The sequence below is a fragment of the Exiguobacterium sp. s16 genome, from assembly GCF_018618115.1.
GTDB lineage: Bacteria > Bacillota > Bacilli > Exiguobacteriales > Exiguobacteriaceae > Exiguobacterium > Exiguobacterium mexicanum_A.
The window spans coordinates 247,576-272,783 of the sequence record NZ_JACSLM010000001.1 but is presented as its reverse complement, the minus strand read 5'-3'; the positions used below and the strand labels follow the sequence as shown (position 1 = coordinate 272,783).

At 54.5% G+C, this 25,208-nt stretch carries 23 protein-coding genes and 1 other annotated feature; of the genes, 4 read left to right on the top strand and 19 right to left on the bottom strand.

All coding sequences use genetic code 11. The features are described 5' to 3' along the window. The first annotated feature begins 45 nt into the window (after positions 1-45). The 3 genes from KNP86_RS01420 (at position 46) to KNP86_RS01410 (ending at position 1,523) form a co-directional block, all read left to right on the top strand. Positions 46-396, top strand: a complete 351-nt coding sequence (locus tag KNP86_RS01420; protein ID WP_034776892.1) for an iron-sulfur cluster biosynthesis family protein — start codon at positions 46-48, stop codon at positions 394-396. Then, a complete protein-coding gene (locus KNP86_RS01415) occupies positions 369-587 on the top strand; it encodes a hypothetical protein (RefSeq protein WP_214752571.1) in 219 nt (72 codons plus the stop codon). The genes KNP86_RS01420 and KNP86_RS01415 overlap by 28 nt, the downstream gene beginning before the upstream one ends. Positions 588-671: 84 nt before the next feature. Next, the gene (locus tag KNP86_RS01410; RefSeq protein WP_214752568.1) at positions 672-1,523 is read left to right on the top strand and encodes an alpha/beta fold hydrolase; all 852 of its coding nucleotides are present in this window, start codon (positions 672-674) and stop codon (positions 1,521-1,523) included. A 99-nt stretch (positions 1,524-1,622) separates the two neighbouring features. Here the strand turns inward: KNP86_RS01410 and KNP86_RS01405 are convergent, their stop codons facing one another. The 9 genes from KNP86_RS01405 to secD all read right to left on the bottom strand — a co-directional run bounded on the left by KNP86_RS01405 (position 1,623) and on the right by secD (position 14,201). Beyond that, the gene (locus KNP86_RS01405; protein WP_214752566.1) at positions 1,623-2,756 is read right to left on the bottom strand and encodes a hypothetical protein; all 1,134 of its coding nucleotides are present in this window, start codon (positions 2,754-2,756) and stop codon (positions 1,623-1,625) included. 116 nt (positions 2,757-2,872) lie between these two features. Beyond that, a complete protein-coding gene (gene aspS / locus KNP86_RS01400; RefSeq protein WP_214752564.1) occupies positions 2,873-4,645 on the bottom strand; it encodes an aspartate--tRNA ligase in 1,773 nt (590 codons plus the stop codon). Continuing rightward, a complete protein-coding gene (gene hisS, locus KNP86_RS01395; RefSeq protein ID WP_138859727.1) occupies positions 4,642-5,922 on the bottom strand; it encodes a histidine--tRNA ligase in 1,281 nt (426 codons plus the stop codon). Before hisS ends, aspS begins: the two co-directional genes overlap by 4 nt. Before the next feature lie 39 nt (positions 5,923-5,961). Further along, positions 5,962-6,197: a binding site (T-box leader), on the bottom strand. 38 nt (positions 6,198-6,235) lie between these two features. Next, complete coding sequence (gene dtd, locus KNP86_RS01390) at positions 6,236-6,679, bottom strand: D-aminoacyl-tRNA deacylase (RefSeq protein ID WP_214752562.1); 444 nt, start codon at positions 6,677-6,679, stop codon at positions 6,236-6,238. Between the two features lie 16 nt (positions 6,680-6,695). Next, positions 6,696-8,828: a RelA/SpoT family protein gene (locus KNP86_RS01385; protein ID WP_483298406.1), complete on the bottom strand. Its 2,133-nt coding sequence runs from the start codon at positions 8,826-8,828 to the stop codon at positions 6,696-6,698. Positions 8,829-9,072: 244 nt separating this feature from the next. Further along, complete coding sequence (locus KNP86_RS01380; protein WP_034776883.1) at positions 9,073-9,591, bottom strand: adenine phosphoribosyltransferase; 519 nt, start codon at positions 9,589-9,591, stop codon at positions 9,073-9,075. 1 nt (position 9,592) lies between these two features. Continuing rightward, on the bottom strand, positions 9,593-11,884 hold the full coding sequence (gene recJ, locus KNP86_RS01375) for a single-stranded-DNA-specific exonuclease RecJ (protein WP_214752560.1): 2,292 nt from the start codon (positions 11,882-11,884) through the stop codon (positions 9,593-9,595). Between the two features lie 102 nt (positions 11,885-11,986). Beyond that, on the bottom strand, positions 11,987-12,910 hold the full coding sequence (gene secF, locus KNP86_RS01370) for a protein translocase subunit SecF (protein ID WP_200881476.1): 924 nt from the start codon (positions 12,908-12,910) through the stop codon (positions 11,987-11,989). Continuing rightward, on the bottom strand, positions 12,900-14,201 hold the full coding sequence (gene secD / locus KNP86_RS01365) for a protein translocase subunit SecD (RefSeq protein ID WP_200881475.1): 1,302 nt from the start codon (positions 14,199-14,201) through the stop codon (positions 12,900-12,902). Before secD ends, secF begins: the two co-directional genes overlap by 11 nt. Before the next feature lie 220 nt (positions 14,202-14,421). On the opposite strand from secD, the gene zupT reads away from it, so the two are divergent. Next, the gene (gene zupT / locus KNP86_RS01360; protein ID WP_214752559.1) at positions 14,422-15,276 is read left to right on the top strand and encodes a zinc transporter ZupT; all 855 of its coding nucleotides are present in this window, start codon (positions 14,422-14,424) and stop codon (positions 15,274-15,276) included. Positions 15,277-15,378: 102 nt separating this feature from the next. Here the strand turns inward: zupT and KNP86_RS01355 are convergent, their stop codons facing one another. The 10 genes from KNP86_RS01355 to KNP86_RS01310 form a co-directional block, all read right to left on the bottom strand. Then, positions 15,379-15,687, bottom strand: a complete 309-nt coding sequence (locus tag KNP86_RS01355) for a hypothetical protein (RefSeq protein WP_214752557.1) — start codon at positions 15,685-15,687, stop codon at positions 15,379-15,381. A gap of 3 nt (positions 15,688-15,690) precedes the next feature. Next, positions 15,691-17,475, bottom strand: a complete 1,785-nt coding sequence (locus tag KNP86_RS01350; protein WP_214752555.1) for a methyl-accepting chemotaxis protein — start codon at positions 17,473-17,475, stop codon at positions 15,691-15,693. A 186-nt stretch (positions 17,476-17,661) separates the two neighbouring features. Continuing rightward, the gene (gene yajC, locus KNP86_RS01345; protein WP_021066898.1) at positions 17,662-17,940 is read right to left on the bottom strand and encodes a preprotein translocase subunit YajC; all 279 of its coding nucleotides are present in this window, start codon (positions 17,938-17,940) and stop codon (positions 17,662-17,664) included. An 84-nt stretch (positions 17,941-18,024) separates the two neighbouring features. Next, complete coding sequence (gene tgt, locus KNP86_RS01340) at positions 18,025-19,170, bottom strand: tRNA guanosine(34) transglycosylase Tgt (protein ID WP_021066897.1); 1,146 nt, start codon at positions 19,168-19,170, stop codon at positions 18,025-18,027. Next, the gene (gene queA, locus KNP86_RS01335; RefSeq protein WP_214752886.1) at positions 19,167-20,210 is read right to left on the bottom strand and encodes a tRNA preQ1(34) S-adenosylmethionine ribosyltransferase-isomerase QueA; all 1,044 of its coding nucleotides are present in this window, start codon (positions 20,208-20,210) and stop codon (positions 19,167-19,169) included. The genes tgt and queA overlap by 4 nt, the downstream gene beginning before the upstream one ends. Positions 20,211-20,229: 19 nt before the next feature. Further along, on the bottom strand, positions 20,230-21,225 hold the full coding sequence (gene ruvB / locus KNP86_RS01330) for a Holliday junction branch migration DNA helicase RuvB (RefSeq protein WP_034776878.1): 996 nt from the start codon (positions 21,223-21,225) through the stop codon (positions 20,230-20,232). Between the two features lie 10 nt (positions 21,226-21,235). Further along, complete coding sequence (gene ruvA, locus KNP86_RS01325) at positions 21,236-21,823, bottom strand: Holliday junction branch migration protein RuvA (protein ID WP_034776877.1); 588 nt, start codon at positions 21,821-21,823, stop codon at positions 21,236-21,238. An 83-nt stretch (positions 21,824-21,906) separates the two neighbouring features. Further along, positions 21,907-22,986 carry a quinolinate synthase NadA gene (nadA, locus tag KNP86_RS01320; RefSeq protein ID WP_214752552.1) on the bottom strand — a complete coding sequence of 360 codons (1,080 nt, stop codon included), beginning with the start codon at positions 22,984-22,986 and terminating at the stop codon, positions 21,907-21,909. Then, complete coding sequence (gene nadC / locus KNP86_RS01315) at positions 22,949-23,818, bottom strand: carboxylating nicotinate-nucleotide diphosphorylase (RefSeq protein WP_214752550.1); 870 nt, start codon at positions 23,816-23,818, stop codon at positions 22,949-22,951. The genes nadA and nadC overlap by 38 nt, the downstream gene beginning before the upstream one ends. After that, the gene (locus KNP86_RS01310) at positions 23,772-25,205 is read right to left on the bottom strand and encodes an L-aspartate oxidase (protein WP_214752548.1); all 1,434 of its coding nucleotides are present in this window, start codon (positions 25,203-25,205) and stop codon (positions 23,772-23,774) included. Before KNP86_RS01310 ends, nadC begins: the two co-directional genes overlap by 47 nt. Positions 25,206-25,208 lie beyond the last annotated feature (3 nt).

Below are 25,208 nucleotides of genomic sequence, written 5' to 3'. Positions count from 1 at the left end.
ATCTTTTTTCCAGCGCGGTATAATAGACATAAGGAGCTGATTCAAATGAACGTACAAATTACAGAACGCGCCCAAGAGCGGATTGACGCTTTAAAAGGCGACCGTAAGGGACAGATGCATTTGTTTTATGAGACGGAAGGTTGCGGCTGCGGCAATAGCGGCATCTTCGAGATTCGCTACGTGACCGAGACGACACCGGAAGACGTCGAGATTGATTCGAACATCGGCCCTATCCTCATCAAGAACTGGACGAAAGTGTTTCTCGACGAAGACATGATCATCGACTATCGCGAAGATAAACGATCGCTCGTCTTGAAGAGCAACGGCCAAGTATTCAACTCGAACTTGCTCGTGACCGACGGGACCGGTTGCCAGTTGAACGTCCCGAGCCGATGAAACAGGCGTTACGAGACCATCCGAGCCTCTGGCTGTGGTTTCTCCTCAGCTTCGGGCTCGGCTTGTTCGGCATCTACCTCGCTTTCACCGACTCCGTCTATACGATGACGGCCGTGATCGCCTCGCTGTTCGCCTTTGGCTTTGCCCTGCAGCGGACGGCAAAGAAGATGAATGACCAAAAGGAAAATTAACCACAGATAAAGAATAAAGAGAAGGTGTCGGACAATTCGGTCGGCCCTTCTTTTTTAATACATATGATTTGGAGGGATTTTAAATTGAAACGCTATATGATTCATTGCCAAGACATCGATGTCCGCGTCACCGAATGGGGCGATCGCGACAAGCCGGTCATCTTTTGTTTGCATGGCCTAGGCAGTACAGCACTCAGTTTCATCGAAGTTGCGGACAAACTGCAACACGACTTCCGCATCCTTGCGATTGATGCACCGGGTCATGGGATGTCCCAATCTTTCCAGGATGACCATGCATACGACTTCCCCCGCTTTTGTGAGTGGCTGAATCAAGTGCTCGATATGCTCAATGTGAATCGATTCTATTTCCTCTCCCATTCCTGGGGCTCTTTCGTCCACCTCTACTATTTGATCAATCAAGGCGATCGCGTTGACGGTTCGATCTTGATCGATGGCGGGTATCAGAGTAAACGGCTGCGCGGACGCTCTTCGGAGAAAGAGGCGGCGTATTACGAAACAAATTTTGAAGATTTTTGTGAGACGTGGGACGAATTCGAATCGATTGCAGTGTACGATGGCATCTCGAGACGTTCCTCTCTCCTAGACTTGGCCGCTCAAGATCTTGCCGTACATAGAGACAATCGCTACTATTGGCACGCCAGAGGAAAAACTGGTGCAGCCATCATTCGATCAATGTATCGCGATGAGGTGCTCGATTTTTCGAGCCGGGTGCAATCGAACTCGATCATCCTGTTACGGGCGACGCTTCCAGAATCAGATGAGTCCTTTAAAATCGATGCATCAAGTCAGTTCGCCGAATTGACCGGTGCCGTCGTCAAAGCCGTCCCATCCGCTTCACACATGCTCCATTGGGAAAATCCAGACCACGTCGTTCAAGAGATACGTGAAAATTGGGTGACGTCTGTCTCGCTATAAGTATGAGATCGGATGGACTCGCATAAGATTGAGATGCTTGAATGAGCATGAAAAAATCGTCACTTCCATAACCGGAGGTGACGATTTTTGGTTTCTATGTCAGTTCACATCGATGGTGTAGAACGTAATCAACCCGCCATCCCCAAGTTCGGCATAGGCGATTTGGCCATCACGATAGATCGGCTTGGACGTCGTGCCGCCTCGACTCGGCAAATACGAGACCGTCGCTTCATTCAAATCCGCAACTAATAAGCGATTCATGCCTTCACGGAATAGGATTCGCTGATTCGGCAAGAAACGAAATGAGTCAAATGTAATCTTTGACTGTGTGCTTTTATGTTGGAACTGTTTCGCTCCCCCCGTCAGCCCTACAAAATCGGCACGTCCTTCTTTTCCAAGAGCAACATAGTCCGCACCTGTTTCAAAGTCGACCAATGCGCCCATGTCTTCGTCAAACGTTCCATCGAGCGTGGTTAACTTTGTCGTCTTTTCCCCATCAGCGAATGAGCTTCGATGGACGATGACACCGTCCCCACCAACTCTGTAATCGAACACGTACTCGCCATCTCGTTTCTCCCCTTCTTGAAGCGTGTACGTCTGAATCGTTTCCACCGTGGCCGTATCATACAAATACTGCATCACCGCCGACGTCGTCATCGTTTCTGATGCCTCATAATCAACCCATGTGACGCGATCATCCGATGCATTCAAATGAGGAACGGGCGTCTCGAACATACTGACCCCGTTATACAGTTCAGTCAGTTCCGATGCGTCGAGCTTCATCCGGAAAATGGACCAAGCATATCCATTGTCTTCAGTCAGTTCATATTCAATCCAAAATATTTCATCTTTGATGCCGACGAGACTACCGATTGTTCTCGATGTCTTATGTAACGACCGATTAGTTGCTTGTTCCGTATCATACACGTAGATTTCATGGCCGACCTCACCGACAGAATCCGTATAGACAATGTGTTCATCGACCATATGCTCCGGTGCAATCATCGCGACTTTATGTTGGAAGAACGATGATAGGTCATAGTCCTTCACTGCCCCGATTGAGGCGTCCTCGGCAACGGGACGCAATCGAATCATTTCCGAATCTTCCGATTTAGCCTCCTCGACGGTCTGGTCAACTTTCGGCGTCGCTTCCGTTTCTTGATTACATCCTGCTAAGATTGTCGTCAATCCAATCACCAACCCGATCGATTGAATAATTTTTCTTGGTTTCATGCTTCCCCGTCTCCCCCATCTTCATCATACAATTTATTCCATAACTATATCACCTTTCCACTTATTCACATATACGCAAAAAGACCCGCCAAGTGACGGGTCCTTGTGACTAACTATTATTTTTTCTCTTTCACCGCTGTCCGAATCGACAACTCCTCGAGTTGTGCATCCGCGACCGGGCTTGGTGCTTGTGTGAGCAAGTCGCTCGCCGACGCCGTTTTCGGGAAGGCAATCGTGTCACGAAGGTTCGAACGACCCGCGAGGATCATGACGAGACGGTCGAGACCGAGGGCGATACCTGCGTGTGGCGGTGTACCGTATTCGAACGCTTCGAGCAAGAAGCCGAACTGGTCGACCGCTTCTTGTTCTGTGAAGCCGAGCAATTTGAACATGCGCTCTTGAATGTCGCGCTCATAAATCCGTTGCGATCCGCCGCCGAGCTCATACCCGTTCAAGACGAGGTCATAGGCGAGTGCGCGTACGCTCGCTGGGTCCGTCTCAAGCAAGTGGAGGTCGTCACGGTTTGGCATCGTGAACGGGTGGTGGTTGGCGTAGAAACGGCCGTCTTCTTCTTCGAACGTGACGAGCGGGAAGTCCGTCACCCAAAGGAAGTTGAACTTCGACTCGTCGATGAGACCGAGCTCATGACCGAGTTTGACGCGAAGTGCGCCGAGGCTGTCGGCGACGACAGTCGGTTTTGACGCCACGAAGAGGAGCAGGTCGCCCGCTTCCGCGTTCGTCGCTTCCATCAACTTCTGGGCGTACGTCTCATCAAAGAACTTGGCGATCGGTCCGTTCAAGCCTTCCGGCGTCACTTTGAGCCAAGCGAGGCCTTTGGCACCGTAGACGGCTGTGAACTCTTGAAGCTTGTCGATGTCTTTACGCGAGAACTTGTCCGCCTCGCCTTTGACGTTGATCGCTTTCACTTGTCCGTTTGACTCGAGGGCCATATCGAATACTTTGAAGCCGGCACCTGTGACCGCGTCGGCGACGTCGATGAGTTCGAGACCGAAACGAGTATCCGGTTTGTCTGAACCGAAACGGCGCATCGCTTCTTCGTGTGTCATCCGCTCGAACTTGGCCGGCGTGTCGGTGCGACCGAGCGTCGCTTCCATGACTTGCCCCATCATCGATTCCATCATCGCCATCAAGTCTTCGACGTCCATGAAGCTCGTCTCGATATCGACTTGCGTGAATTCCGGTTGACGGTCGGCCCGAAGGTCTTCGTCACGGAAGCAACGTGCGATTTGGAAGTAACGGTCAAACCCGGCCACCATGAGGAGCTGTTTGAACAATTGTGGTGATTGCGGGAGCGCGTAGAACTCGCCGCCGTGGACACGGCTTGGGACGAGATAGTCACGCGCGCCTTCTGGTGTCGATTTCGTCAAAATCGGCGTCTCGACTTCGAGGAACTCTTCTTCCGTCAAGAAGTTACGAATCGTGTTCGACGCTTTCGAACGGAGGCGGAACGTCTCTTGGAGCGCCGGACGACGAAGGTCGAGGTAACGGTATTTGAGACGGAGGTCTTCCGATACGTTCTCCGCTTCGTCACCGATTGGGATCGGTGTCATCTTCGCCGCGTTCAAGATGTTAATCTCTGAAGCGATGACTTCGACGTTTCCGGTCGGCATGTTCGGGTTCTTGTTCTCACGCTCGAGGACAGTCCCTTTGATATCGAGCACGTATTCGCTGCGAATCGATTCGGCGAGCTGGTGCACCGCTTCGTTTTCCGGGCGAACGACGACTTGGACGATGCCTGTGCGGTCACGAAGGTCGATGAAAATGAGTCCTCCAAGGTCACGACGTTTTTGTACCCATCCTTTAAGTTGTACCTCTTGGCCGATGAGTGACTCTGTCACGCGGCCGTTCATATGTGTGCGTCCGATCATTGTCCTGCTCCTTCCGATAGTTCACGAATTTTGTCTGCGACGGCCGAGAGCGGCACGTCGACTTGTTCCCCGGTCGCCATGACCTTGAGGGAAGCTGAGCCGCGTTCGACTTCATCGTCTCCGAGGATGACGGTGAACTTCGCGTTCAAGCGGTCGGCTTGTTTGAATTGGCCTTTGAACTTGCGGCCGAGGTAATCGCGGTCCGCCTTGAAGCCTTCGCTGCGAAGCAGTTGCAACAGGCGTGTCGCCGTCACTTCGACTTCCGTGCCGCCTTGGGCGACGACGAAGACGTCAAGTCCCGTCTCGAGTTCAGGAAGTACTCCTTCGTTCTCAAGAGCGAGGATGAGTCGCTCGAGCCCGATCCCGAAGCCGATGCCCGGCATGTCCGGTCCGCCGATGTCTTGGACGAGACCGTTATAGCGTCCACCGCCGCAAAGCGTCGTGATGGCGCCGAAGCCTTCTGCTTCTGACATGATCTCGAACGCCGTGTGCGTGTAGTAGTCGAGACCACGGACGAGCGTCGGGTCGACCTCGTAGGCGACACCGAGCGCGTCCAAGTGCGCGAGGACTTTCTCGAAGTACGTCTTCGACTCTTCGTTCAAGAAGTCGAGAATCGATGGTGCCGATTTCATCGACGGGTGGTCGCGGTCGACTTTACAGTCGAGGACGCGAAGCGGGTTCTGGTGAAGCCGCGTCTGGCAATCTTGGCATAACTCGTCTTGGACCGGCTCGAAGTGACGGATGAGCGCTTCGCGGTGAGCGTTGCGGCTCTCGGCGTCACCGAGCGAGTTGACGACGACTTTGATTTTTTTAAGCCCGAACGATTTGTAAATCGTGTAGGCGAGGCTGATGACCTCGGCGTCAACGGCTGGGTCGCTACTGCCAATCGCCTCGACACCGTATTGGTGCAGTTGGCGGAACCGTCCTTTTTGTGGACGTTCGTAGCGGAACATCGGTCCCATGTAATACAGTTTCGTCGGCTGGTCAGGGCTACCGAACAGCTTGTTCGTGACGAAGGCGCGGACGACCGAGGCCGTTCCTTCCGGACGGAGCGTATACTCGTCCTTGCCTTTCTTGACGAGTGTGAACATCTCTTTTTGGACGATGTCCGTCGTCTCGCCGACGCTTCTTGTGAACAGGTCGGTCGTTTCAAAAATCGGGGTACGAATCTCTTTATAGTTGTAACGGGCGCTGATGTCGCGTAGTTTCTCTTCGACATACTGCCACGTCTCGACCGTGCCCGGAAGCAGGTCTTGTGTGCCGCGTGGTGCTTTCATCCAATTTCCCTCCTTAGAATACAAAAAGGCCCTCGTCCGCAAAGGGACGAGAGCCTGTTAAAGTTTCCCGTGGTACCACCCTCGTTGCAGAGCCAATACTTGAAACTCTGCCACTCGAAATCGGTTAACGCCCGATGAAACGGCTCCCCCTACTAAGCGTTCAAGGAAGCACCTCCAAAGTGTCGTTCGGGTCATCATCCAGTCGATGCTTTCAGCCTAGGCATCGCTCTCTTTGCTGGTGGGGTGACCGTACTCTTCTTTATCGCAGGTGTTAGGTTATATGGTTCATGATGCCGAATCGTGCCCGCTTCTGTCAAGCGTTTTTTTCGAGCATGAGCGTGACCGGTCCGTCATTGACGAGTGCGACGTCCATCATCGCCCCGAACTGTCCGGTCTCGACGACGAGCCCGTGCGTCCGCAAGCGATCGTTGAATTTCTCGTAAAGCCGTTCCGCGATGTCCGGCTTCGCCGCTTGCGTGAACGCGGGACGACGGCCTTTCTGCGTGTCGCCGTACAGCGTGAACTGTGATACGGACAATACTTTCCCGTTGACGTCTTGAATCGATAGGTTCATCTTCTCGTCCGCGTCCTCAAAGACACGGAGTCCGGCCACCTTGTCGGCGAGCCAGTTTACTTCCGTCTCGGTGTCCTCGTGGGTCACCCCGACGAGGAGCAGATAGCCGGCCTCAATTTGGCCGACCGTCTCCGCGTCGACGGTGACCGAGGCTTGTTTCACTCGTTGCAACAATACACGCACTGAAATCTTCCTTTCGTTACGTCATCATGACTCGGCTGACCGAGTACACGTCCGAGATTTGCTTGATCCGGTCGACGACTTTTTGCAGATGGTTCACGTTCGGAATCGAGATCGTCATCGAGATGCGGGCCTGTTTGTTCTGGTCTCCGCGTCCACTCACGGCCACGATGTTCGTGTTCGTCGCCGAGACGGCTTGAAGCACGTCGTTCAAGAGCCCTGAACGGTCGTAGCCTGTGATCTCGATGTCAACGTTATAGTTCTTCTCTTTTGCTTGCCCGGCTTCCCACTCGACCGTGAGGAGCCGCTCCGGATGCTGCTCATTGATGATGTTCAAGCAGTCTTTCCGGTGAATCGACACGCCGCGTCCGCGCGTGATATACCCGACGATTTCGTCGCCCGGTACCGGGTTACAGCACCGGCTCATGCGGATGAGCATGTTGTCGATCCCTTTCACCGAGACGCCGGCCTCGGCCGTCTTCTTCTTCGGTGACTGACTGACTTTCAATTCGTTGATCGCGTCCGACAGCTCGAGTTTCGGTTCTTTCCGCTGCTTCTCCGTCAACTTGTGGGCGACTTGCGCCGCCGTGATGCCATGATACCCGACCGCGGCGTACATCTCTTCTTCGTTCCCGAAGTTGAACTTCTCGACGACGACGGCAAGCGACTGGTCATCGATCACTTCTTTCGGTTCGAAACCGAGCTTCTTGATTTCGACGTCGACGAGCTCTTTACCTTTCTCGACGTTCTCTTCACGCTGTTGGCGCTTGAACCATTGGCGAATCTTGTTCTTCGCTTGGCTCGAGACGGCGAGTTTGAGCCAGTCCTTGCTCGGCCCGTAGCTGTGTTTCGACGTGATGATCTCGATGATGTCACCCGTCTCGAGTTTATGGTCGAGCGGCACCATCCGTCCGTTCACTTTCGCGCCCGTCATCCGGTGACCAATCTCGGTATGGATGCGGTACGCGTAATCGATCGGGACCGAGCCTTTCGGTAACTCGAAGACGTCGCCTTTCGGTGTGAAGACGTAGAGCATATCGCTGAAGAAATCGACTTTGAGCGATTCCATGAACTCCTCAGCGTCGGTCGTATCTTTTTGTAGCTCTAAAATCTCGCGCAAATGGGCGATTTTTTCATCGAACCCGTTCGTCGCGACGTTCTTTCCTTCTTTATACGCCCAGTGCGCGGCAATCCCGAACTCGGCGATGAAGTGCATGTCCTTCGTCCGGATTTGCACTTCGAGCGGCTCACCCTTCGGTCCGATCACCGTCGTGTGGAGCGACTGATACATGTTCGGTTTCGGCATGGCGATGTAGTCTTTGAACCGGCCTGGCATCGGCTTGTACTGCGTGTGGATGATGCCGAGGACGGCGTAACAGTCGCGAATCGAATCGACGATGATGCGGACGGCCATCAAGTCATAAATTTCATTGAACTCTTTTTTATGCTTCACCATCTTGTTGTAAATCGAGTAGATATGCTTCGGACGACCGTTGACATCGGCCTCGATGCTCACGTCCTCGAGAACGGTGTTCACTTCCGTGATGACCGATGTGACGAGCGCTTCGCGTTCAGTGCGCTTCTGTTTCATCATCGAGACGATCTTATAGTATTGCTGCGGGTTGATATAACGTAACGAGATATCCTCGAGCTCCCATTTGATCGTCGAAATCCCCATCCGGTGGGCGAGCGGGGCGAAGATTTCGAGCGTCTCTTCCGCCTTTTGAACTTGTTTCTCTTTCGGCATATGTTGAAGCGTCCGCATGTTGTGCAGACGGTCGGCAAGCTTGATCAAGATGACGCGCACGTCTTCTGCCATCGCGATAATCATTTTACGGTGATTCTCAGCGAGTTCTTCTTTTTTCGATTTATATTTGATTTTACCGAGCTTCGTCACTCCATCGACGAGCATGGCCACATCGACACCGAACTCATCGGCGAGTTCTTTGAGCGTGACGTCCGTATCCTCGACGACGTCGTGCAAGAGCGCCCCGATGATGGTCGTCGCGTCTAACCCGATATCAACGAGAATACCGGCCACTTGGACCGGATGCAGAATGTAGGGTTCGCCTGAACGTCGGAACTGACCGGTATGATGCAGTTTGGCGTATTCGTAAGCGCGTCTTACTTCGGCAATCTCGTCTTCACCCATATACTCCCCGAGCGCGTCGAGAAGGTCCTCAATACTTACGATTTGTTTTTTGGTCATAACATTCGACACCCTTTTTCTTACCGCTCCAATCGACTCGGACAAGTCGCAGCATGGTAGTAGTTAACGTACGTGGTTGTTCTAATTTTACTTACTATTATCGAAAAAATCTGACGACCTGTCAAAGGTTGTGGGTTGTTTTACTTAAAAAACTATTTAAAAAAGGGAAGCCATCGCTTCCCTTTGATTAATCTTCGTAACGGATGAGTGAGAACACGTCGTATCCTTCGAGACGCTCACGTCCACCAAGTCCATCAAGCTCGATTAAGAATCCGATCCCAGCGACGACGCCGCCGAGCTGTTCAATCATTTTGATTGTCGCTTCGATCGTTCCGCCTGTTGCGAGCAAGTCATCTAAGATGACGACTTGTTGGCCCGGTTTGATCGAGTCTTTGTGCATCGTCAAAATGTCTGTGCCGTATTCGAGTCCGTAAGAGACGCGAACCGTCTCACGTGGCAACTTGCCTTCTTTACGGACCGGGACGAACCCGAGCTCAAGTGCGTACGCTGCCGGGCAACCGACGACGAAACCGCGTGCCTCAGGGCCGGCGATGAGTTCAGCACCGCGCTCCTGTGCGTAAGCGATGAGCTCGTCGACCGCTTTTTTATAGGCCGGGCCGTCTTGCATGAGTGACGTGATGTCCTTGAAGCTGATCCCTTCTTTCGGGTAATCCGCTACTTCTTTAATATGCTGTTTGAAATCCATTTTATGTGTAAGCCTCCTGCATCTTGTTCGATCGCAATGATTGTAACCGCTCTTTCAGTTCTGCCAACGACGCATAGATGAAACGCTCCTCGAGTTGGACTCGTCCGACCCGGCGCTTATAACATGGCGCTTCGGTCAAATCACGTTTCGGCGCTTCTGGATTCACTCCAGGCAGTCCGTCTTCCATTGTAACAAGAAATTCGAGTTCAGAGAATACTTGATGCATAAATTGAATCGTATTTTTTGACCATTTTCGCTCGATTGACAAACGAATCAAGTTTTCGCGGAGGTTTTTCCGTTCGCACGTCGCCATATGGACGTAATATGTTCGGAAATCTTCTCGCGTCGGCAACTTCTCAAAAAATGAGCCGCCTTGTCCGAACGCACAGTACACGCGCTCGACGTCTTCGGTCAACATGTCCGCGAGCACATCTTCCTCGTCCGGCAAATCGAGCAGGACGACGAATGGTTTGAGCGGCGTGCTGAGATCGTGGAGCGGGAAGTCGTCCCGGCCTTGGAATGATACGAACGACGTCGTCTCGCCCGGAAGCTGTTTCAATTCGTCGAGCGAGTTTTTCTTGCCTCGGTAGTCGAACACTTGGAAACCGTCGACACGGATGTCTTGAATCATGAGCTGCGGCTTGCGCATCCCGTTCCATTCATTGACCTGCAGACTGCCCATGACCGAAACGTTGGCCATCTTCGAAATTTCGGAGACGACGTGACCGAAGCCGAAGCCAATCCCGTCGAGCTCTCGTTTGTCTCCTGCGAGCTGGACTTTCAAATGGGTATTGTCGCGTCCGATTTGACGAATGTCACGCAGGCGCGCATCCGCTACGACGACGCGCGGTGATGGATTGCCCATCCCGAACGGGGCGAGCTTGCCAATCTCTGAGATCAAGTCGAGCGACACGTCGTTCACGTCAAGTTTCAAGTCGACGTTCACGCGGGCGACGAACGTCTCGTCCGGAATCGATTCGGCTTGTTCGTTCAGACGCCGGCGCAATTCCGCCACGTTCTCCGATAACAAGGTCATCCCGGCTGCGGCTGGGTGTCCGCCGAAGTGCGGCAAGATGTCTTCATTTTTCGACAGTTCTTTGAACAAGTCGAAACCGTCAATCGAACGGCCCGACCCCTTCGCTTTCCCTGTTTTCGGGTCGTGGCACAACAGGATGACCGGACGATAGTACGCCTCGACGAGTCGTGAGGCGACGATCCCGACGACACCCGGATTCCAGCGTTCGCTGGCGACGACGAGGACGCGGTCGTCCGTCATCGAGGCCTCGACGAGTTCCGTCGCTTCTTTGGCGATCGTCTTGACGATGTCTTGACGTTCTTTGTTCTGTTTGTCGAGCTTTTGAGCCAGTTCGAGTGCCTCCTCGACGCTCTCGGCGAGCAACATTTGGAGCGCCGGCATCGCCGAGTCAAGACGACCGGCAGCGTTGATGCGCGGTCCAAACGCAAAACCGACCGACTCTTCGTTCAATGTCCCGTCCGTCAACGCGCACACTTCGCGGAGCGCGAGAATGCCTGGACGTTTTGAGTCATCGAGCGCCTTCAGACCAAGCTTCGCGAGCAAACGGTTCTCCCCGTCGAGCGGGACGAGGTCGGCAATCGTACCGAGCACGGCCAAGTCGAGCAACTCTTCCGGCATCCGTCCGAGCACGGCATGGGCCACTTTGAGTGCGACGCCTGCCCCGGCGAGCTTGTCATACGGATATGACGGATCGATGTGAGGATGGATGATGGCGAACGCATCTGGGAGCGTCTCTTTCGGTTCGTGGTGGTCGGTGATGATCAAATCGACACCGAGCTCTTTTAATAGCGCTGCCTCTTCGATCCCTGAGATACCACAGTCGACCGTGATGATGAGCGTGAACCCTTCACCCGCGGCCCAGCTGAACGCCTCTTTGTTCGGACCGTATCCTTCCGTGAACCGGTTCGGGATATAACATTCCGCCATGACACCGATCTCGGTCAAGGCGTGCCACATGACGGCCGAGGCGCTGACACCATCGACGTCATAGTCGCCGTAGATGAGCACCATCTCCCCGTCATCGGCCGCGCGTTTCAAACGGTCAACGACTTTGTTCATCTGTTCAAATAAGTACGGATCGTGGAACGTCAACTCGTCCTCGATGTGCAGGAACGCCTTCGCCGCCTCGACGTCACGGTGCCCCCGCTGCATGAGGAGCGTCGCGAGTTGCTCCGATATATTCAGTTCTGTCTGTAGCTGTTCAACCGCGGCCGTATCCGTCTCCGGATACACCCATCGTTTCTTTGCATGATACATAGTCCTTCACTCCAATCAATTGTTGATTATATCAGAACGAGCGAGTGAAGTGCCGTCTTGACATTCAAAAAAGGTCCCCCGAACGATGCGGGAGACCTGCTGTTACGCCTCTGGGGCGGTTTCTTTCTTTTTGTTGAGCGACATGCCTTTGAGGAGCATCCACAAGTACGAGGCGATGAAAATCGATGAGTACATCCCCATGACGAGACCGATGAGCAACGCGATTGAGAAACCACGGATTGACTCGGCACCGAACACGTACAAGGCGATGACCGTCAAGAGCACGGTGACGACCGTGTTGACCGAGCGGACAATCGTCTCTTGAATCGACGTGTTGACGATGTCACGATACACGTCCATCGATTTGATTTTCCGTTCTTTCTCATACGCTTGGATGTTCTCACGGACGCGGTCGAACGTGACAATCGTATCGTTGACCGAGTAACCGATGATCGTCAAGATGGCGGCGACGAAGTACAAGTTGACCTCGATACCGAAAATCGAGAACGCCACGATCATGAAGAACGCATCGTGAAGCATGGCGACGACCGTTGCGACCGCATACGAGAATTGGAAGCGGAACGTGATATAGAGGATAATCCCGAGCGACGCGAGCGCGACCGCATAGATGGCATTCCGAGCGATATCACGGCCGACTTCAGCCGACACAGTGCTGATGTTCGGATCGTTCCCGAACGTTTCCGTGAACACGGTCTTCACCGACGCGACTTCGTCTTGAGCGAGCTGGCCGACGAACGTCACGTTGGCGAGCGTTCCGCCTTCCGCGTATTGGACCGACGAAATCTCTTCATCGACACCGGCTTCTTCAAATGCCGACGCCAATTCTTCTTGCGATACTTGTGATTCGGTCAACACTTCGACCCGGGTACCGGATGCGAAGTCAATCCCGAGGTTCAAGCCACGGAAGAACAAGATGCCGAGACCGATGATGACGATGGCACACGAGACGATGAACATCGTGCGCATATGTTTCACATAGTTTAATTCAGTGAGCTTAAAGTTCACGGATTTCACTCTCCTTCACACCAAACCAGCCTTTTCGTTTGTCGAACAGACGACTCGAGACGAGGAGGTGCATCAAATAACGCGAGATGAAGACGTTCGAGATGAACGTCATCGCAATCGAGATCATGAGCATGATGGCGAACCCACGGACCGAGCTCGTCCCGAAATAGAACAAGACCGCTGCCGAGATGAGGGTCGTCAAGTTGGCATCGATGATCGTACTGAGCGAGCGCCGGTTCCCGGCACGGAATGCAGAGAGGACCGATTTCCCTGACCGGAGTTCATCCTTGATGCGCTCGGCCGTGATGATGTTCGCATCGACCGCCATCCCGACACCGAGGACGAGAGCGGCAATACCAGGGAGCGTCAAGACGGCGTTAATGCCGTTAAAGAACAACATAATCAAATTGATATACAAAATGAGCGTGATGATCGAGACGAGACCGGGTAAACGATAGAAGAACAACATGAACAAGAAGATGGCTGCGATCCCGATGAGAGACGCAAACACGGTCTTGTCGAGCGCGTCTTGACCGAACTGGGCCGAGACCGACGTCGAATAGATTTCTTCAAGTTTGACCGGGAGCGCCCCGGCGTTCAAGATGTCAGCGAGACGTTGACCACTCTCGGCATCGATGCCGCCACCTGAGATGATGGCTTTATCCGATAGGATCGGGGACGTGACGGATGCATCCGACACGATCTTCGAGTTCTCTTTTTGAATCTCTTCGGCGTACGTGTCGCCTTCTTCATAATCAAGCCAGATGACGAGCCGGTTTTCCGGTGCCGGACGCTGGGCAATTTGCGACGTGACTTCACCGAACTGGTCCGCCGATTGCAACGTCAGTTCAACGACCGGGTTGCCTTGTGGGTCATAGCTGAGTGCTGCGCCACGCGGAGCGAGGTCTTTCCCGTCAAGGAGGACGTTATCATCCACATCGCGGAACGTGAGCTGGGCGGTCGACGAGAGCACTTCACGGGCGTCGTTTTGATTCTCTACGCCAGCGAGTTGGACGCGGATGCGATTCTCATCTTCAATCCGGATGTCCGGTTCCGAGACACCGAGGACGTTGACACGGTTGTTGATGGCGCGAACGGTTGCATTCATCGCTGATTGATCGATGACATCGCCGTCTTCGAGCGGCTGGACTTCGTACAGCACTTCGAACCCGCCTTTAAGATCGAGGCCGAGGTTCGTGTTCTTGACGACCCATGGCGTCGACAAGGCGGCGAGCAGGATCGTTGCAATCATGATGACCGCAAAGATCGCGATATTCCCTTTTTTGTACATACGACTATTTCCTTTCTAAACACATGTTCTCGTAAAAAAACTTCTCTCGTTAACATTACAAATATTCTAAACATTTATCAATCGTTTTCCTGAAATTGTAACACCCACACGTTGATTTCCCACGCTTTTTTGCACTTGCGACTAAAAGTTGCATTAGGGCAAAACTTGAGCTATGATGTGATTATCAACTTACACACTACATGCAAAGGAGTCCTTTCTAATGGATAGTACGATACTCTATGCCTTTTTACTGACGCTGTTCGCTGGACTCGCGACGGGGATCGGAAGTATGATCGCTTTCTTCGCCAAACGGACCAACACGGCATTCTTGTCGGTATCCCTTGGCTTCTCAGGTGGGGTCATGATTTACGTATCCTTTATCGAGATTTTTCCGAAAGCGCTCGATGAACTCGTCGGGGCCCACGGAGAGCAGGCCGGGACGCTCTATACCGTCCTCGCCTTCTTCGGCGGGATGTTGTTGATCGCCTTGATCGACAAATTCATCCCGTCGCCAGAAAACCCGCACGAAGTCAAATTCGTCGAGACGATGCAAAACGACCCATCATCACAAGAACTTGCGACGACGGCGACCGATCGCGTCCCGTTGAACCAAGAGACGAAACAACGGCTTCATAAGATGGGGCTGTTCATGGCGCTCGCCATCACCATCCATAACTTCCCGGAAGGTCTGGCCACGTTCGTGTCAGCTCTTGATGACCCGGCCGTCGGTCTCGCGATTGCCGTCGCTATCGCGTTACACAACATTCCGGAAGGGATTGCCGTATCGGTCCCGATTTATTACGCGACCGGCTCTCGGAAAAAGGCGTTGAAGCTGTCCTTCTTGTCCGGGCTCGCGGAACCGCTCGGAGCAGTCGTCGGCTTCCTTCTCTTGATGCCGTTCTTGAGCGACACGGTGTTCGGCCTCTTGTTCGCGGCTGTCGGTGGCATCATGGTGTTCATCTCGCTCGATGAACTCCTTCCTGCCGCTCGTGAATACGGTCGGGCCCACCACGCGGTGTACGGAATGGTCGCCGGTATGATGGTCATGGCAGCGAGTCTGATTTTGTTAATGTGATGAACCGAACGCTCAAAAAAATCGTAAATAGGAAGAGGCCGTAGGAACAATTCGTTTCTACGGCCTCTTTTTGGGTTTGAACGAACGATATGGAGCCGTTGCCTACTCTAGCATATCCTCCAAGTCTTCATTCTTGATTAACGCCATTGCTTCATCCCTAGCGATTCCAGTCAGTAACGCTAACTTTTCACGGCTTACCTGATTTTGGGCAATCCAGATTTGGGCCAACGATTCTCCGCAACTCGCTCGAATCATTTCATCAACCGTCTCATCATTTGCAACGGTCAATAATGCAACCTCCACCGCCTCTTCATTTAAGGAAAACCCTAAATCCATGGCAGCGTCGTCCCTTTCTGCATCACTCGCCGTTTGATCGAGTAATATCTCAATCCATTCAAGTGTACGATTCACCTTTCAGACCTCTTGAGATGGAGTAGTCGACGTCTTAAACAAATGCACGAGGTCTTTCAATTCGACCGACATATGGCTCATCGTCTCGGCGATGCCGTTGATTTCTTGGATGGCGGCAAGTTGCTCTTCGACGTTCGCACCCGCCTCTTCCACGCTTCGTTGCGTCGACACGGCATTCGTCGACATATCTTCGACCGAGACCGCGACCTCGGTCGTGTTCGCGCTCACTTCTTCTGTTGCCGCCGCGATCTCACTCATTTGACGGGACGTCTCTTGAATGACGGAGACGATTTCACGGAACGCACCGGCGACTTCTCCCATTTGGGTGACGCCGCTCGTCACGTGTTGACTCGTGACGTCAAACGCGGACTCAACTTCTGACGTATCACGCTGGATATCGACGACGACCGCTTGGATTTGTTTTGCCGACTGTTTCGACTCTTCGGCGAGCTTTCGGACCTCGGCCGCGACGACAGCAAACCCTTTCCCATGTTCACCAGCCCGGGCCGCTTCAATCGCGGCGTTTAGGGCGAGCAAGTTCGTCTGTTCCGTGATGGCGGTGATCGAACGCGTGATCTTCTCGATCTCGAGCGACTGGTTCGACAAACGCTCGACCATCTGTTGCGTCAAGTCGTTCGCTTGTTGAATCTCACGCATTTGTCGTTCGGCCAACTGGATTGTCTCAAGTCCCCCACTCGCCGCTTCAAGCGTATGAATCGTCTGTTCGTTCACACCTTGCGAGGCCGCAGCGATCTGGTTCAAGCCGACGACGGCTTGGTTGACGCCGGACGTCCCTTCTTCGGCCCGTTTCGCCGATACTTGGGCGCCGAGGTTCATCTGTTCGAACAGGCCGGCCACGCCTTGCGTCGTCGTGGCGACATGGTCCGTACTGGCGTACAGCTCTTCCGAGTAGGCCGTCACTTTATCCGAGGCTGCACCGACTTGGCGAATCAGGCCGACGAGGTTCCGTTTCATATCGTTGAACGCCGTGACGAGGTCACCGAGCTCATCGTTTGAACCAACCTCGATATCGTCTCCGGTCAAGTCTCCTTCGGCAACGACGCGCGCTTCGCTGACGAGTCGATTGATCGGCTTCAAGAACAGCTTTTGGAGGGCTACTAGTGAAAGTAGACCGACAGCGACGCCGATGATGCTGATGACGACCATCCAGATAATCGATTGCCCGGCACTCGCCTGGACCGCTTCCGACTCAGCGGCGAGCGCTTCGCCCTGATACGTGACGAGGTCGGTCACCGTCATTCGGACACGATCCGTCGTCGGTGTCACGCTCGTATTGAGCACCGTCTTGTATCCGATCTCGTCTTGTTGTTGACGGAGGTCGATGACGCGCGCCATCTCCGTGTCGAGATGTTGATTGAACTTCTCGAGATCATCGAGCCAGGCGAGCACTTTCGGATCTTCTGTCGACTGTTGGAGCGTATTCATCAACTCGTCCCGTTTCGTTTGGGAAGCCTCAAGGCTAATCAACGTTTTCGGGTTCGAGACGAGCAGGTAGTAGTTCAAATAACGCTCGGCATCGGTCACGGTCAACGCCAAATCTTCGGCGCCGAGCATATCTTGGAGCCGCTCGTTCAAGACCCGGTCGTATTCAGACGTCGCGTTCTGTAATTGATACGAGCCGAGCGCACCGACGATCAATAAGGCAATCAGTGTCGGCACGAGCGCCATTGCCATCTTACGGCGCATCGACGAGCGTCCTTTCACGCGGTCAGGGCGACGCCGTACCTTCCATTTTTTGAGTGGGCGTAGCAATCGTTTCACATCCATGTTCTCTTCTCCTTCTTTCCAATTCTTCTCAACTTGACGATAATGCAAACGTTTTCACGATTCAATTTGATTTTTGGAAATAAGGTGGATGATTCGTCGGATTGACGAAGTTTGTCAAAAATAAATCATTTTTCAAGATATGACAAAAAAAAGACGCCTGACCAGTGATGGCCAGGCGTTGTTTGGTTACTCAGCGAATGATGAGTTGCCTTTTTTCGTCACTTCAGCAATCGCACTGCGATTGAACTTAAGGAGTGACTGGTCACATTTCAATGTGACTTGCGTGTCTTCGATTTGGTGGACGACGCCGTGAAGGCCGCCGATTGTTACGACGTGATCCCCACGCTCAAGCGCGTTTTGCATCGATTGTACTTCCTTCTGACGTTTCGTCTGCGGACGGATCAACAAGAAGTAGAACACGACGAAAATAAGGATCATCGGTAATAGTGCTACGAGAGTTTCCATGCGTAAAATTCACCCTTTCCTTCAATATCAGGTTCATTATACCGTGAAACTGAAACGTTGTCACATAATCGCTGTCAGAACAATTTAGAAATTCTTGGCGTTTGGTTTGTTATACCCATATTCTTCGAAAAACTCTTCCTTGAAGTCCAAGAGACGGTCTTCGCGGATGGCTTGACGTACTTGACTCATCAAGTTCACGAGGAAGTGAAGGTTGTGTGTCGAACAGAGGTGAAGCCCGAACATCTCGTCGGCGCGAATCAAGTGGTGCACGTACGCGCGCGAATAGTTCTTACACGTGTAGCAATCGCACTTCTCGTCGATTGGTCCGAAATCCGTCTTATGTTTCGCATGTTTGATCGTGACGCGGCCTTTCGATGTCATAAGCGTCCCGTTGCGGGCGATCCGGGTCGGCAAGACGCAGTCGAACATGTCGATGCCGCGAATCGAGCCTTCAATCAACGCATCCGGTGAACCGACGCCCATCAAGTAGCGCGGCTTGTTCTCCGGCATGAACGGTGTCGTGAACTCGAGTGCGCGGTACATGACGTCTTTCGGTTCACCGACCGATAATCCACCGACGGCATAACCTGGGAAATCAAGCGAGACGAGGTCGGCCGCACTTTGACGACGGAGATCTTCGTACTCGCCGCCTTGGATGATACCGAACAACGCCTGGTCTTCCGGACGTTCGTGTGCCGCGAGGCAACGCTCTGCCCAACGGCTCGTCCGCTCGACCGATTTCTTCATGTATTCATGCGTCGCCGGGAATGGCGGGCATTCGTCGAACGCCATCATGATATCCGAACCGAGCGCGTTTTGAATCTCCATCGCCTTCTCCGGTGACAAGAACAACTTGTCGCCGTTCAAGTGGTTGCGGAAATGGACGCCTTCTTCTTGGATGTTGCGAAGGTCGGCGAGCGAGAAGACTTGGAAGCCGCCCGAGTCCGTCAAAATCGCGCCGTCCCAGTTCATGAACTTATGAAGGCCGCCGGCTTGTTTGACGACCTCATGTCCTGGACGAATCCAAAGGTGGTACGTGTTCGAGAGGATAATGTTCGCTCCCATCGCCTTGACTTGTTCCGGGGCCATCGTCTTGACGGTTGCCTGCGTGCCGACCGGCATGAAGACAGGTGTCTCGAACGAGCCGTGCGGCGTATGGACGATTCCGTGCCGCGCTCCCGTCTGTTTACATGTGTGGATATGTTCGTATGTGACTGCGTGTTTGGTCATTTGTTCTCTTCCTTCCTCGTGATGAGCATCGCGTCCCCAAAGCTGAAGAAGCGGTAACATTCTTGTACCGCCGTGCGGTACGCGTTCAAGATGATGTCGCGCGACGCGAACGCCGAGACGAGCATGACGAGCGTTGACTTCGGCAGATGGAAGTTCGTGATCAGTCCATCGATCGCCTTCAACTCGACGCCCGGGTAAATAAAGATATCCGTCCAGCCCGATGACTCGACGAAATTCCCATGGTCGCGCACGATCGTCTCGAGCGTCCGGGTCGACGTCGTCCCGACGGCAAAGACGCGGCCGCCGCTTGCACGGACGTCGCGGAGCGCCTCGGCCGAAGTGGCCGATAGTTCGAAATACTCGCTATGCATCGTGTGCTCTTCGATCGTATCGGCCGTGACGGGACGGAACGTACCGAGACCGACGTGGAGCGTGAGCGGGATCAGCTTGACGCCTTTCTCCTCTGCCGCTACGAGCAGTTCTTCCGTGAAGTGGAGGCCTGCCGTCGGTGCGGCCGCACTCCCGCGTTCACGGGCGTACACCGTCTGATAACGGTCTTGGTCGTCGAGCTGTTCACGGATGTATGGCGGAAGCGGCATCGTGCCGAGCTCATCTAAAATCTCATAGAAGATGCCGTCGTAGTCGAACTTGAAGCGGCGGCCACCTTCCGGGAGTTCTTCGACACATTCAGCCCGGAGCAACCCGTTGCCGAACTCGACGATGGCGCCGACGCGCACTTTCTTCGCCGGTTTGACGAGCGCTTCCCAGACATCGTCTTCCGTCTGTTTGAGTAAGAGCAGTTCGACTTTCCCGCCCGTCTCCTGCTTCGCCCCGAACAATCGGGCCGGGAGCACACGCGAGTCGTTGACGACGAGAGCGTCGCCTGCCTGCAAGTAGTCGAGCACGTCACGGAAATGACGGTGCTCGATATCGCCAGTGTCGCGGTCGAGGACGAGCAGTCGTGAGCTTGTCCGGTCAAGGAGCGGTACTTGGGCGATCAGTTCTTCCGGTAAGTCAAAATCATAGTCGTTTACGTTCAATTGAATGTCTTGCATATCGTTACTCCTCTTCATAGCCAAAATGCGTCTTTGCGTACTGGGTGATCATCCGGCCGCGCGGCGTCCGTTGCAGAAAACCTTGTTGCAACAAGTACGGCTCATACACGTCCTCGATCGTTTGGGCATCTTCCCCAATCGTCGCGGCGAGCGTCTCGAGTCCAACCGGTCCACCGCCGAAACGTTCAACCATCGCCCGTAACAGCCGGTGGTCGACTTCGTCGAGCCCGAGGGCGTCGACATGCAACCGGTCGAGCGCGTCTGAGGCGAGCACCGGATCGATTTCTTTCGTTCCCGCCACTTGGGCAAAATCACGAACCCGGCGTAACAGCCGGTTAGCGATCCGCGGCGTGCCGCGTGCACGTTTCGCGATGGCACCGCTCGCCTCTGGTGAAATCGACAGGCGGAACAGCTGGGCCGTCCGACTGACGATGGCGGCGAGCTCATGCGGCTCGTAGTATTCGAGCTTCAACGTCACACCGAAACGGTCACGGAGCGGGGCCGACAACATGCCGGCCCGCGTCGTCGCGCCGACGAGCGTGAACGGTGGCAAATCGATACGGACGCTTCGCGCCATCTCGCCTTGTCCGTAGACGATGTCGAGACAGTAGTCTTCCATCGCCGGATAGAGAATCTCTTCGATCGTGCGGCTCAAGCGATGAATCTCGTCGATGAACAGGACGTCGCCCGGTTCGAGCGTCGACAGGATCGCCGCGAGGTCACCTGGGCGTTCGATCGCCGGGCCGGCCGTCGTCTTGATGCCGACGCCCATCTCGTTGGCGATGATTTGAGCAAGCGTCGTCTTTCCGAGTCCCGGAGGACCGTAAAGGAGGACGTGGTCGAGCGTCTCGCTGCGGAGCTTCGCGGCTTGGATGAAGATCGACAAGTTGCCTTTCGCCTTCTCCTGTCCGATGTACTGCTCGAACTTTTGCGGACGCAAGCTCCACTCTTCAGAGTCTTCATATTGTTGATGGGATTGTGACAACAATCGTTCGTCCATGGTCTCCTCCTTATTTCAATAGCAATTGCAGGGCGCGCTTTATGTAAGCGTCTGTCGTCAATATTTCTGAATTCAGTTCCTTGCGGACACGGGTGATTTCACGCTCTGAATAACCGAGTGCGACGAGCGCTTCGCACGCCTCGTCGAGTTCGGAAGCCCCTTGAGCGAACAGTCCGGTGTTCGGTACGTAATCCGGGGCGAGCTCGGACAGCTTGCCTTTCAAATCGAGCGCCATCTGCTTCGCCGTCTTCTTGCCGACACCCGGGAACTTCGTCAAATACTTCTCGTTCTCAGTCTCGATTGCGTCGATGAGCGCGTCCATATCGCCTGAGGCGACGATGGCGAGTGCGCCTTTCGGTCCGATCCCGTTGACGCCGAGCAGTTTATTGAACAGTTCGCGTTCCCGACGTGAGCGGAAACCGTACAGTGTCTGTTGATCTTCACGTACATAATGATGCGTAAACACGATTACATGTTCGTCTTGTTCACGATAAAAAAACGGGTTAGGCACATGTACTTTGTAGCCGACGCCCGAAACATCCAACGTTATATATTCCGCGCACACATAGGCGACGGAGCCTTTTACGAATTCAATCACGGTCATATCTCCTCTTCATGGGAAAACTGCATTCATTGTACCATAACCACCGCCACGAAAAAAGGACAGGCGATTGCCTGTCCTCAGTGCGCGAGCATCCGCTCGAGGGCGAGTGTCGCCCACTTCGTCGTCTCTAGATCGACACGGATGACGTTGACCGGATCGGTCTCGAGCGACTCGAGCGCCCAGAGCAGATGCGGCAAATCGATGCGGTTCATCGTCAAGCATGGACACATGTACGGATTGAGCGAGATGATATCGAGCTCGGGGTGCGTCGCCGCGAGACGGTTGACCAAGTTCATCTCGGTGCCGACGGCCCACTTCGTCCCCGGCGCGCTCGCTTCGATTTGGTCGATGATATATGACGTCGACCCGGCCTCGTCCGCCGCCTGCACGACGTCGAACGTACACTCGGGATGGACGATGATGCGTCGTTCCGGGTCGTTCTTCCGTAACGCCTCAATTTGGGCGACGTTGAACTTCTCATGGACCGAGCAGTGCCCTTTCCACAGAATGACCCGCACGTCCTCGATGTCACCCTCATAGACGAGTCGTTCCCGGAGCGGGTCCCAGACGGCCATCGCCTCAAGCGGCACGCCCAAATCAAACGCCGTGTTCCGTCCGAGATGCTGGTCCGGTAAGAACAGAATCCGCTCGCCCGCTTCGAGCGCCCAACGGACGATGTCATGGGCATTGGAAGATGTGACCGTCGCGCCCCCGTTCTTGCCGACGAACGCCTTGATCGCCGCCGTCGAATTGACGTACGTGATTGGAATGATATCGTCGCCGAACGTATCGGTCAGCTCTTCCCATGCAATCTCCGTCTGATCGATATCGGCCATGTCCGCCATCGAGCATCCGGCCCGCATGTCCGGCAAGATGACGAGCTGGTCGTCACGCGTCAGCATGTCGGCCGTCTCGGCCATGAAGTGGACGCCACAGAAGACGATGAACTCCGCCTCGCTCATCTGTTCGGCGAGCCGTGCGAGCTGGAGCGAATCTCCGGTCGCGTCCGCGAACTGGACGACCTCGTCTTTTTGATAGTGGTGGGCCGGTAAAAACAGGCGGCTGCCGAGCCTGGATTTGATGGCTTCAATCCGTTGTTCCATCTGTTCAATCGTCAACTCAGCGTACTGCGCTGGCATCGTTCCGAGTAATTGCATGTTTGATTCCTCCTACAAGATTTAGACTGCAATCGAGCGCCGTCACCGAATGCGTCAACTGTCCGATCGAGATGACGTCGACACCCGTACCGCGATACGCTGCGATCGTTTCGACAGTGATGCCTCCTGACGCCTCCGTTTTAATATGCTCTGGCACGAGCGCACGCCACGCCTTCAGTTCTTCGGGCGCCCGGTTGTCGAACATGATGATGTCAGCGTTCGCCGCGATCGCCTCATGCAATTGTTCGAGCGTCTCGACCTCGACTTCAATCGGCGTCGTGTGGCCGGCAAGCATCCGAGCCCGTGCGACCGCGTTCGTGATCCCGCCGAGGGCCGTGATGTGGTTGTCTTTGATCATGATGGCATCGTCGAGACGGAGCCGATGGTTCTTCCCACCACCCGAACGGACGGCATGTTTCTCAAGCATACGAAGCCCGGGCGTCGTCTTTCGGGTGTCCGTGACGGCGATCGTCGGGTCGTCGAGCCGTTCGACGCAGCGCCGCGTCATCGTCGCGATCCCGCTCAAGTGCTGGACGAGGTTCAACAGCACCCGTTCCGTCTCAAGGAGCGTCCGCGTCTTGCCTCGCAAAATAAAGAGCGTGTCACCTGCCGTGACGTTCGTGCCGTCCGGTTGGCACGATTCGACGACGAGACGTTGCAACTGCGCCAGCTCGAGGACGACGTCCATGCCGCAGAAGACGCCGTCTGCCTTGGCGCTGACCGTGGCGAGCGACGTCTCGCGGTGGTCAATCAAGGCACTCGAGGCGTCCCCAAACCCGATGTCCTCATGTAAAAATGCTGTCAGCTGTTCGCGCAAGGCGATTTTGTTCATCTGAATCCTCCGTTCTTATGACGGCACTGGCCAACAGGCGTGCCGCTTTCAGACTCAACGTCTGTTCACTTAATTGTCTTGACACGTGTTTCGTCTGTGCCAGTTGTTGGGTATTTTCTAAGAAACTTACGATTTCGCCAATCTGAGGCGAGATTGTCAACCATTCCCCAATCTGTTGCCGATAGCGGCTGAACAGATCATCCGAAACCTCATACACGGTCGTCTCGTTCACCGTGAACGGCTTCTCCTCCACCATCACCGCTGCCGCCACCCGCTTTCCGAACACCCAGCATTCGAGTAACGAATTTGACGCCAGTCGATTTTTCCCGTGGACGCCCGAATCGGCGACCTCACCAACCGCATATAACCCAGCGACGGTCGTCCGCCCGTCTACGTCGACGTCCACACCGCCCATATGAAAATGTAGCCCGGGCCGCACTGGGATTCGCGTCGAGTCGAGCCCATACATCCGGCACGTCTCGACGAGTTTCGGGAACCGTTCATCAATTCGCTCGACGCGACTCGTATCCAAGTAGACGGTGCCGTCATGACGCGTGAGTGACCGAGCGACCTCGTCCCTAGGGGCGAGGCTTCCGAGCGGATGGTGGGCCATCACGTGACGTCCTGACGCATCGACGAGCGTCGCGCCTGCTCCTCTTAACGCTTCCGTGACGAGGTGGGGCGAATCGACCGCGAGTAACGTCGGGTGGAATTGGATACGAGACAAGTTCGTGAGTCTCGCTCCGATCTCATCCGCCAAGACGAGCCCGTCCCCCGTGACCGAGCGACAGTTCGACGTCCAATCGATGAGTCCACCGATTCCCCCGGTCGCCAAGACGACGGCTCCGGCCTGGACGTGAAGACGTGTCTCTCCGTTGAATCCGGTCGCCCCGGTCACGCGGCCGTCGGTCTTCACCAACGAATCGATCAATACGTGTTCCATGACGGTCACGTTATCCGGCAATTGACGACGAAGCGTCGCCATGACGTGCCGTCCGGTCTCGTCCCCGCCGACGTGAAAGATTCGATTCATGCCATGCGCCCCTTCACGTCCGACGGCGTACTCAGCACCCTCCCGGTCGAAGACGACACCGAAGCGCTCCAAATCGCGGATCGCGCTCCGTCCTTCTTCGACGAGTGTATAGACACGGTCGGGCACGGCTGCGAGTTTCGAGGCGACGAGCGTATCCCGCTCATGGTCGACACTCGACGGCTCCAAATACGAGCTCGCAATCCCGCCTTGGGCCAGATCTGAGTTCGCGCTTGTCACTTCATGCTTAGAGACGACAAGGACGTTCAATGAATGAGGCAAATGGAGTGCCACCGTCACGGCGGCCAAGCCAGCCCCAACGATCAACACATCGACCCGTTCAAACTGTAAAGACATCTG

Excerpts from the sequence above, each read along its gene's own strand:
- ruvB (WP_034776878.1), bottom strand. The coding sequence starts at position 21,225 with ATGGACGAACGATTGTTGTCACAATCCCATCAACAATATGAAGACTCT.
- nadA (WP_214752552.1), bottom strand. The coding sequence starts at position 22,986 with ATGCAATTACTCGGAACGATGCCAGCGCAGTACGCTGAGTTGACGATT.
- KNP86_RS01385 (WP_483298406.1), bottom strand. The coding sequence starts at position 8,828 with ATGGGTGAAGACGAGATTGCCGAAGTAAGACGCGCTTACGAATACGCC.
- hisS (WP_138859727.1), bottom strand. The coding sequence starts at position 5,922 with ATGAAAGCACCACGCGGCACACAAGACCTGCTTCCGGGCACGGTCGAG.
- secD (WP_200881475.1), bottom strand. The coding sequence starts at position 14,201 with ATGTACAAAAAAGGGAATATCGCGATCTTTGCGGTCATCATGATTGCA.
- recJ (WP_214752560.1), bottom strand. The coding sequence starts at position 11,884 with ATGTATCATGCAAAGAAACGATGGGTGTATCCGGAGACGGATACGGCC.
- nadC (WP_214752550.1), bottom strand. The coding sequence starts at position 23,818 with ATGAACAAAATCGCCTTGCGCGAACAGCTGACAGCATTTTTACATGAG.
- yajC (WP_021066898.1), bottom strand. The coding sequence starts at position 17,940 with ATGGAAACTCTCGTAGCACTATTACCGATGATCCTTATTTTCGTCGTG.
- KNP86_RS01350 (WP_214752555.1), bottom strand. The coding sequence starts at position 17,475 with ATGGATGTGAAACGATTGCTACGCCCACTCAAAAAATGGAAGGTACGG.
- KNP86_RS01380 (WP_034776883.1), bottom strand. The coding sequence starts at position 9,591 with ATGGATTTCAAACAGCATATTAAAGAAGTAGCGGATTACCCGAAAGAA.
- KNP86_RS01310 (WP_214752548.1), bottom strand. The coding sequence starts at position 25,205 with ATGTCTTTACAGTTTGAACGGGTCGATGTGTTGATCGTTGGGGCTGGC.
- KNP86_RS01405 (WP_214752566.1), bottom strand. The coding sequence starts at position 2,756 with ATGAAACCAAGAAAAATTATTCAATCGATCGGGTTGGTGATTGGATTG.
- tgt (WP_021066897.1), bottom strand. The coding sequence starts at position 19,170 with ATGACCAAACACGCAGTCACATACGAACATATCCACACATGTAAACAG.
- zupT (WP_214752559.1), top strand. The coding sequence starts at position 14,422 with ATGGATAGTACGATACTCTATGCCTTTTTACTGACGCTGTTCGCTGGA.
- KNP86_RS01420 (WP_034776892.1), top strand. The coding sequence starts at position 46 with ATGAACGTACAAATTACAGAACGCGCCCAAGAGCGGATTGACGCTTTA.
- aspS (WP_214752564.1), bottom strand. The coding sequence starts at position 4,645 with ATGATCGGACGCACACATATGAACGGCCGCGTGACAGAGTCACTCATC.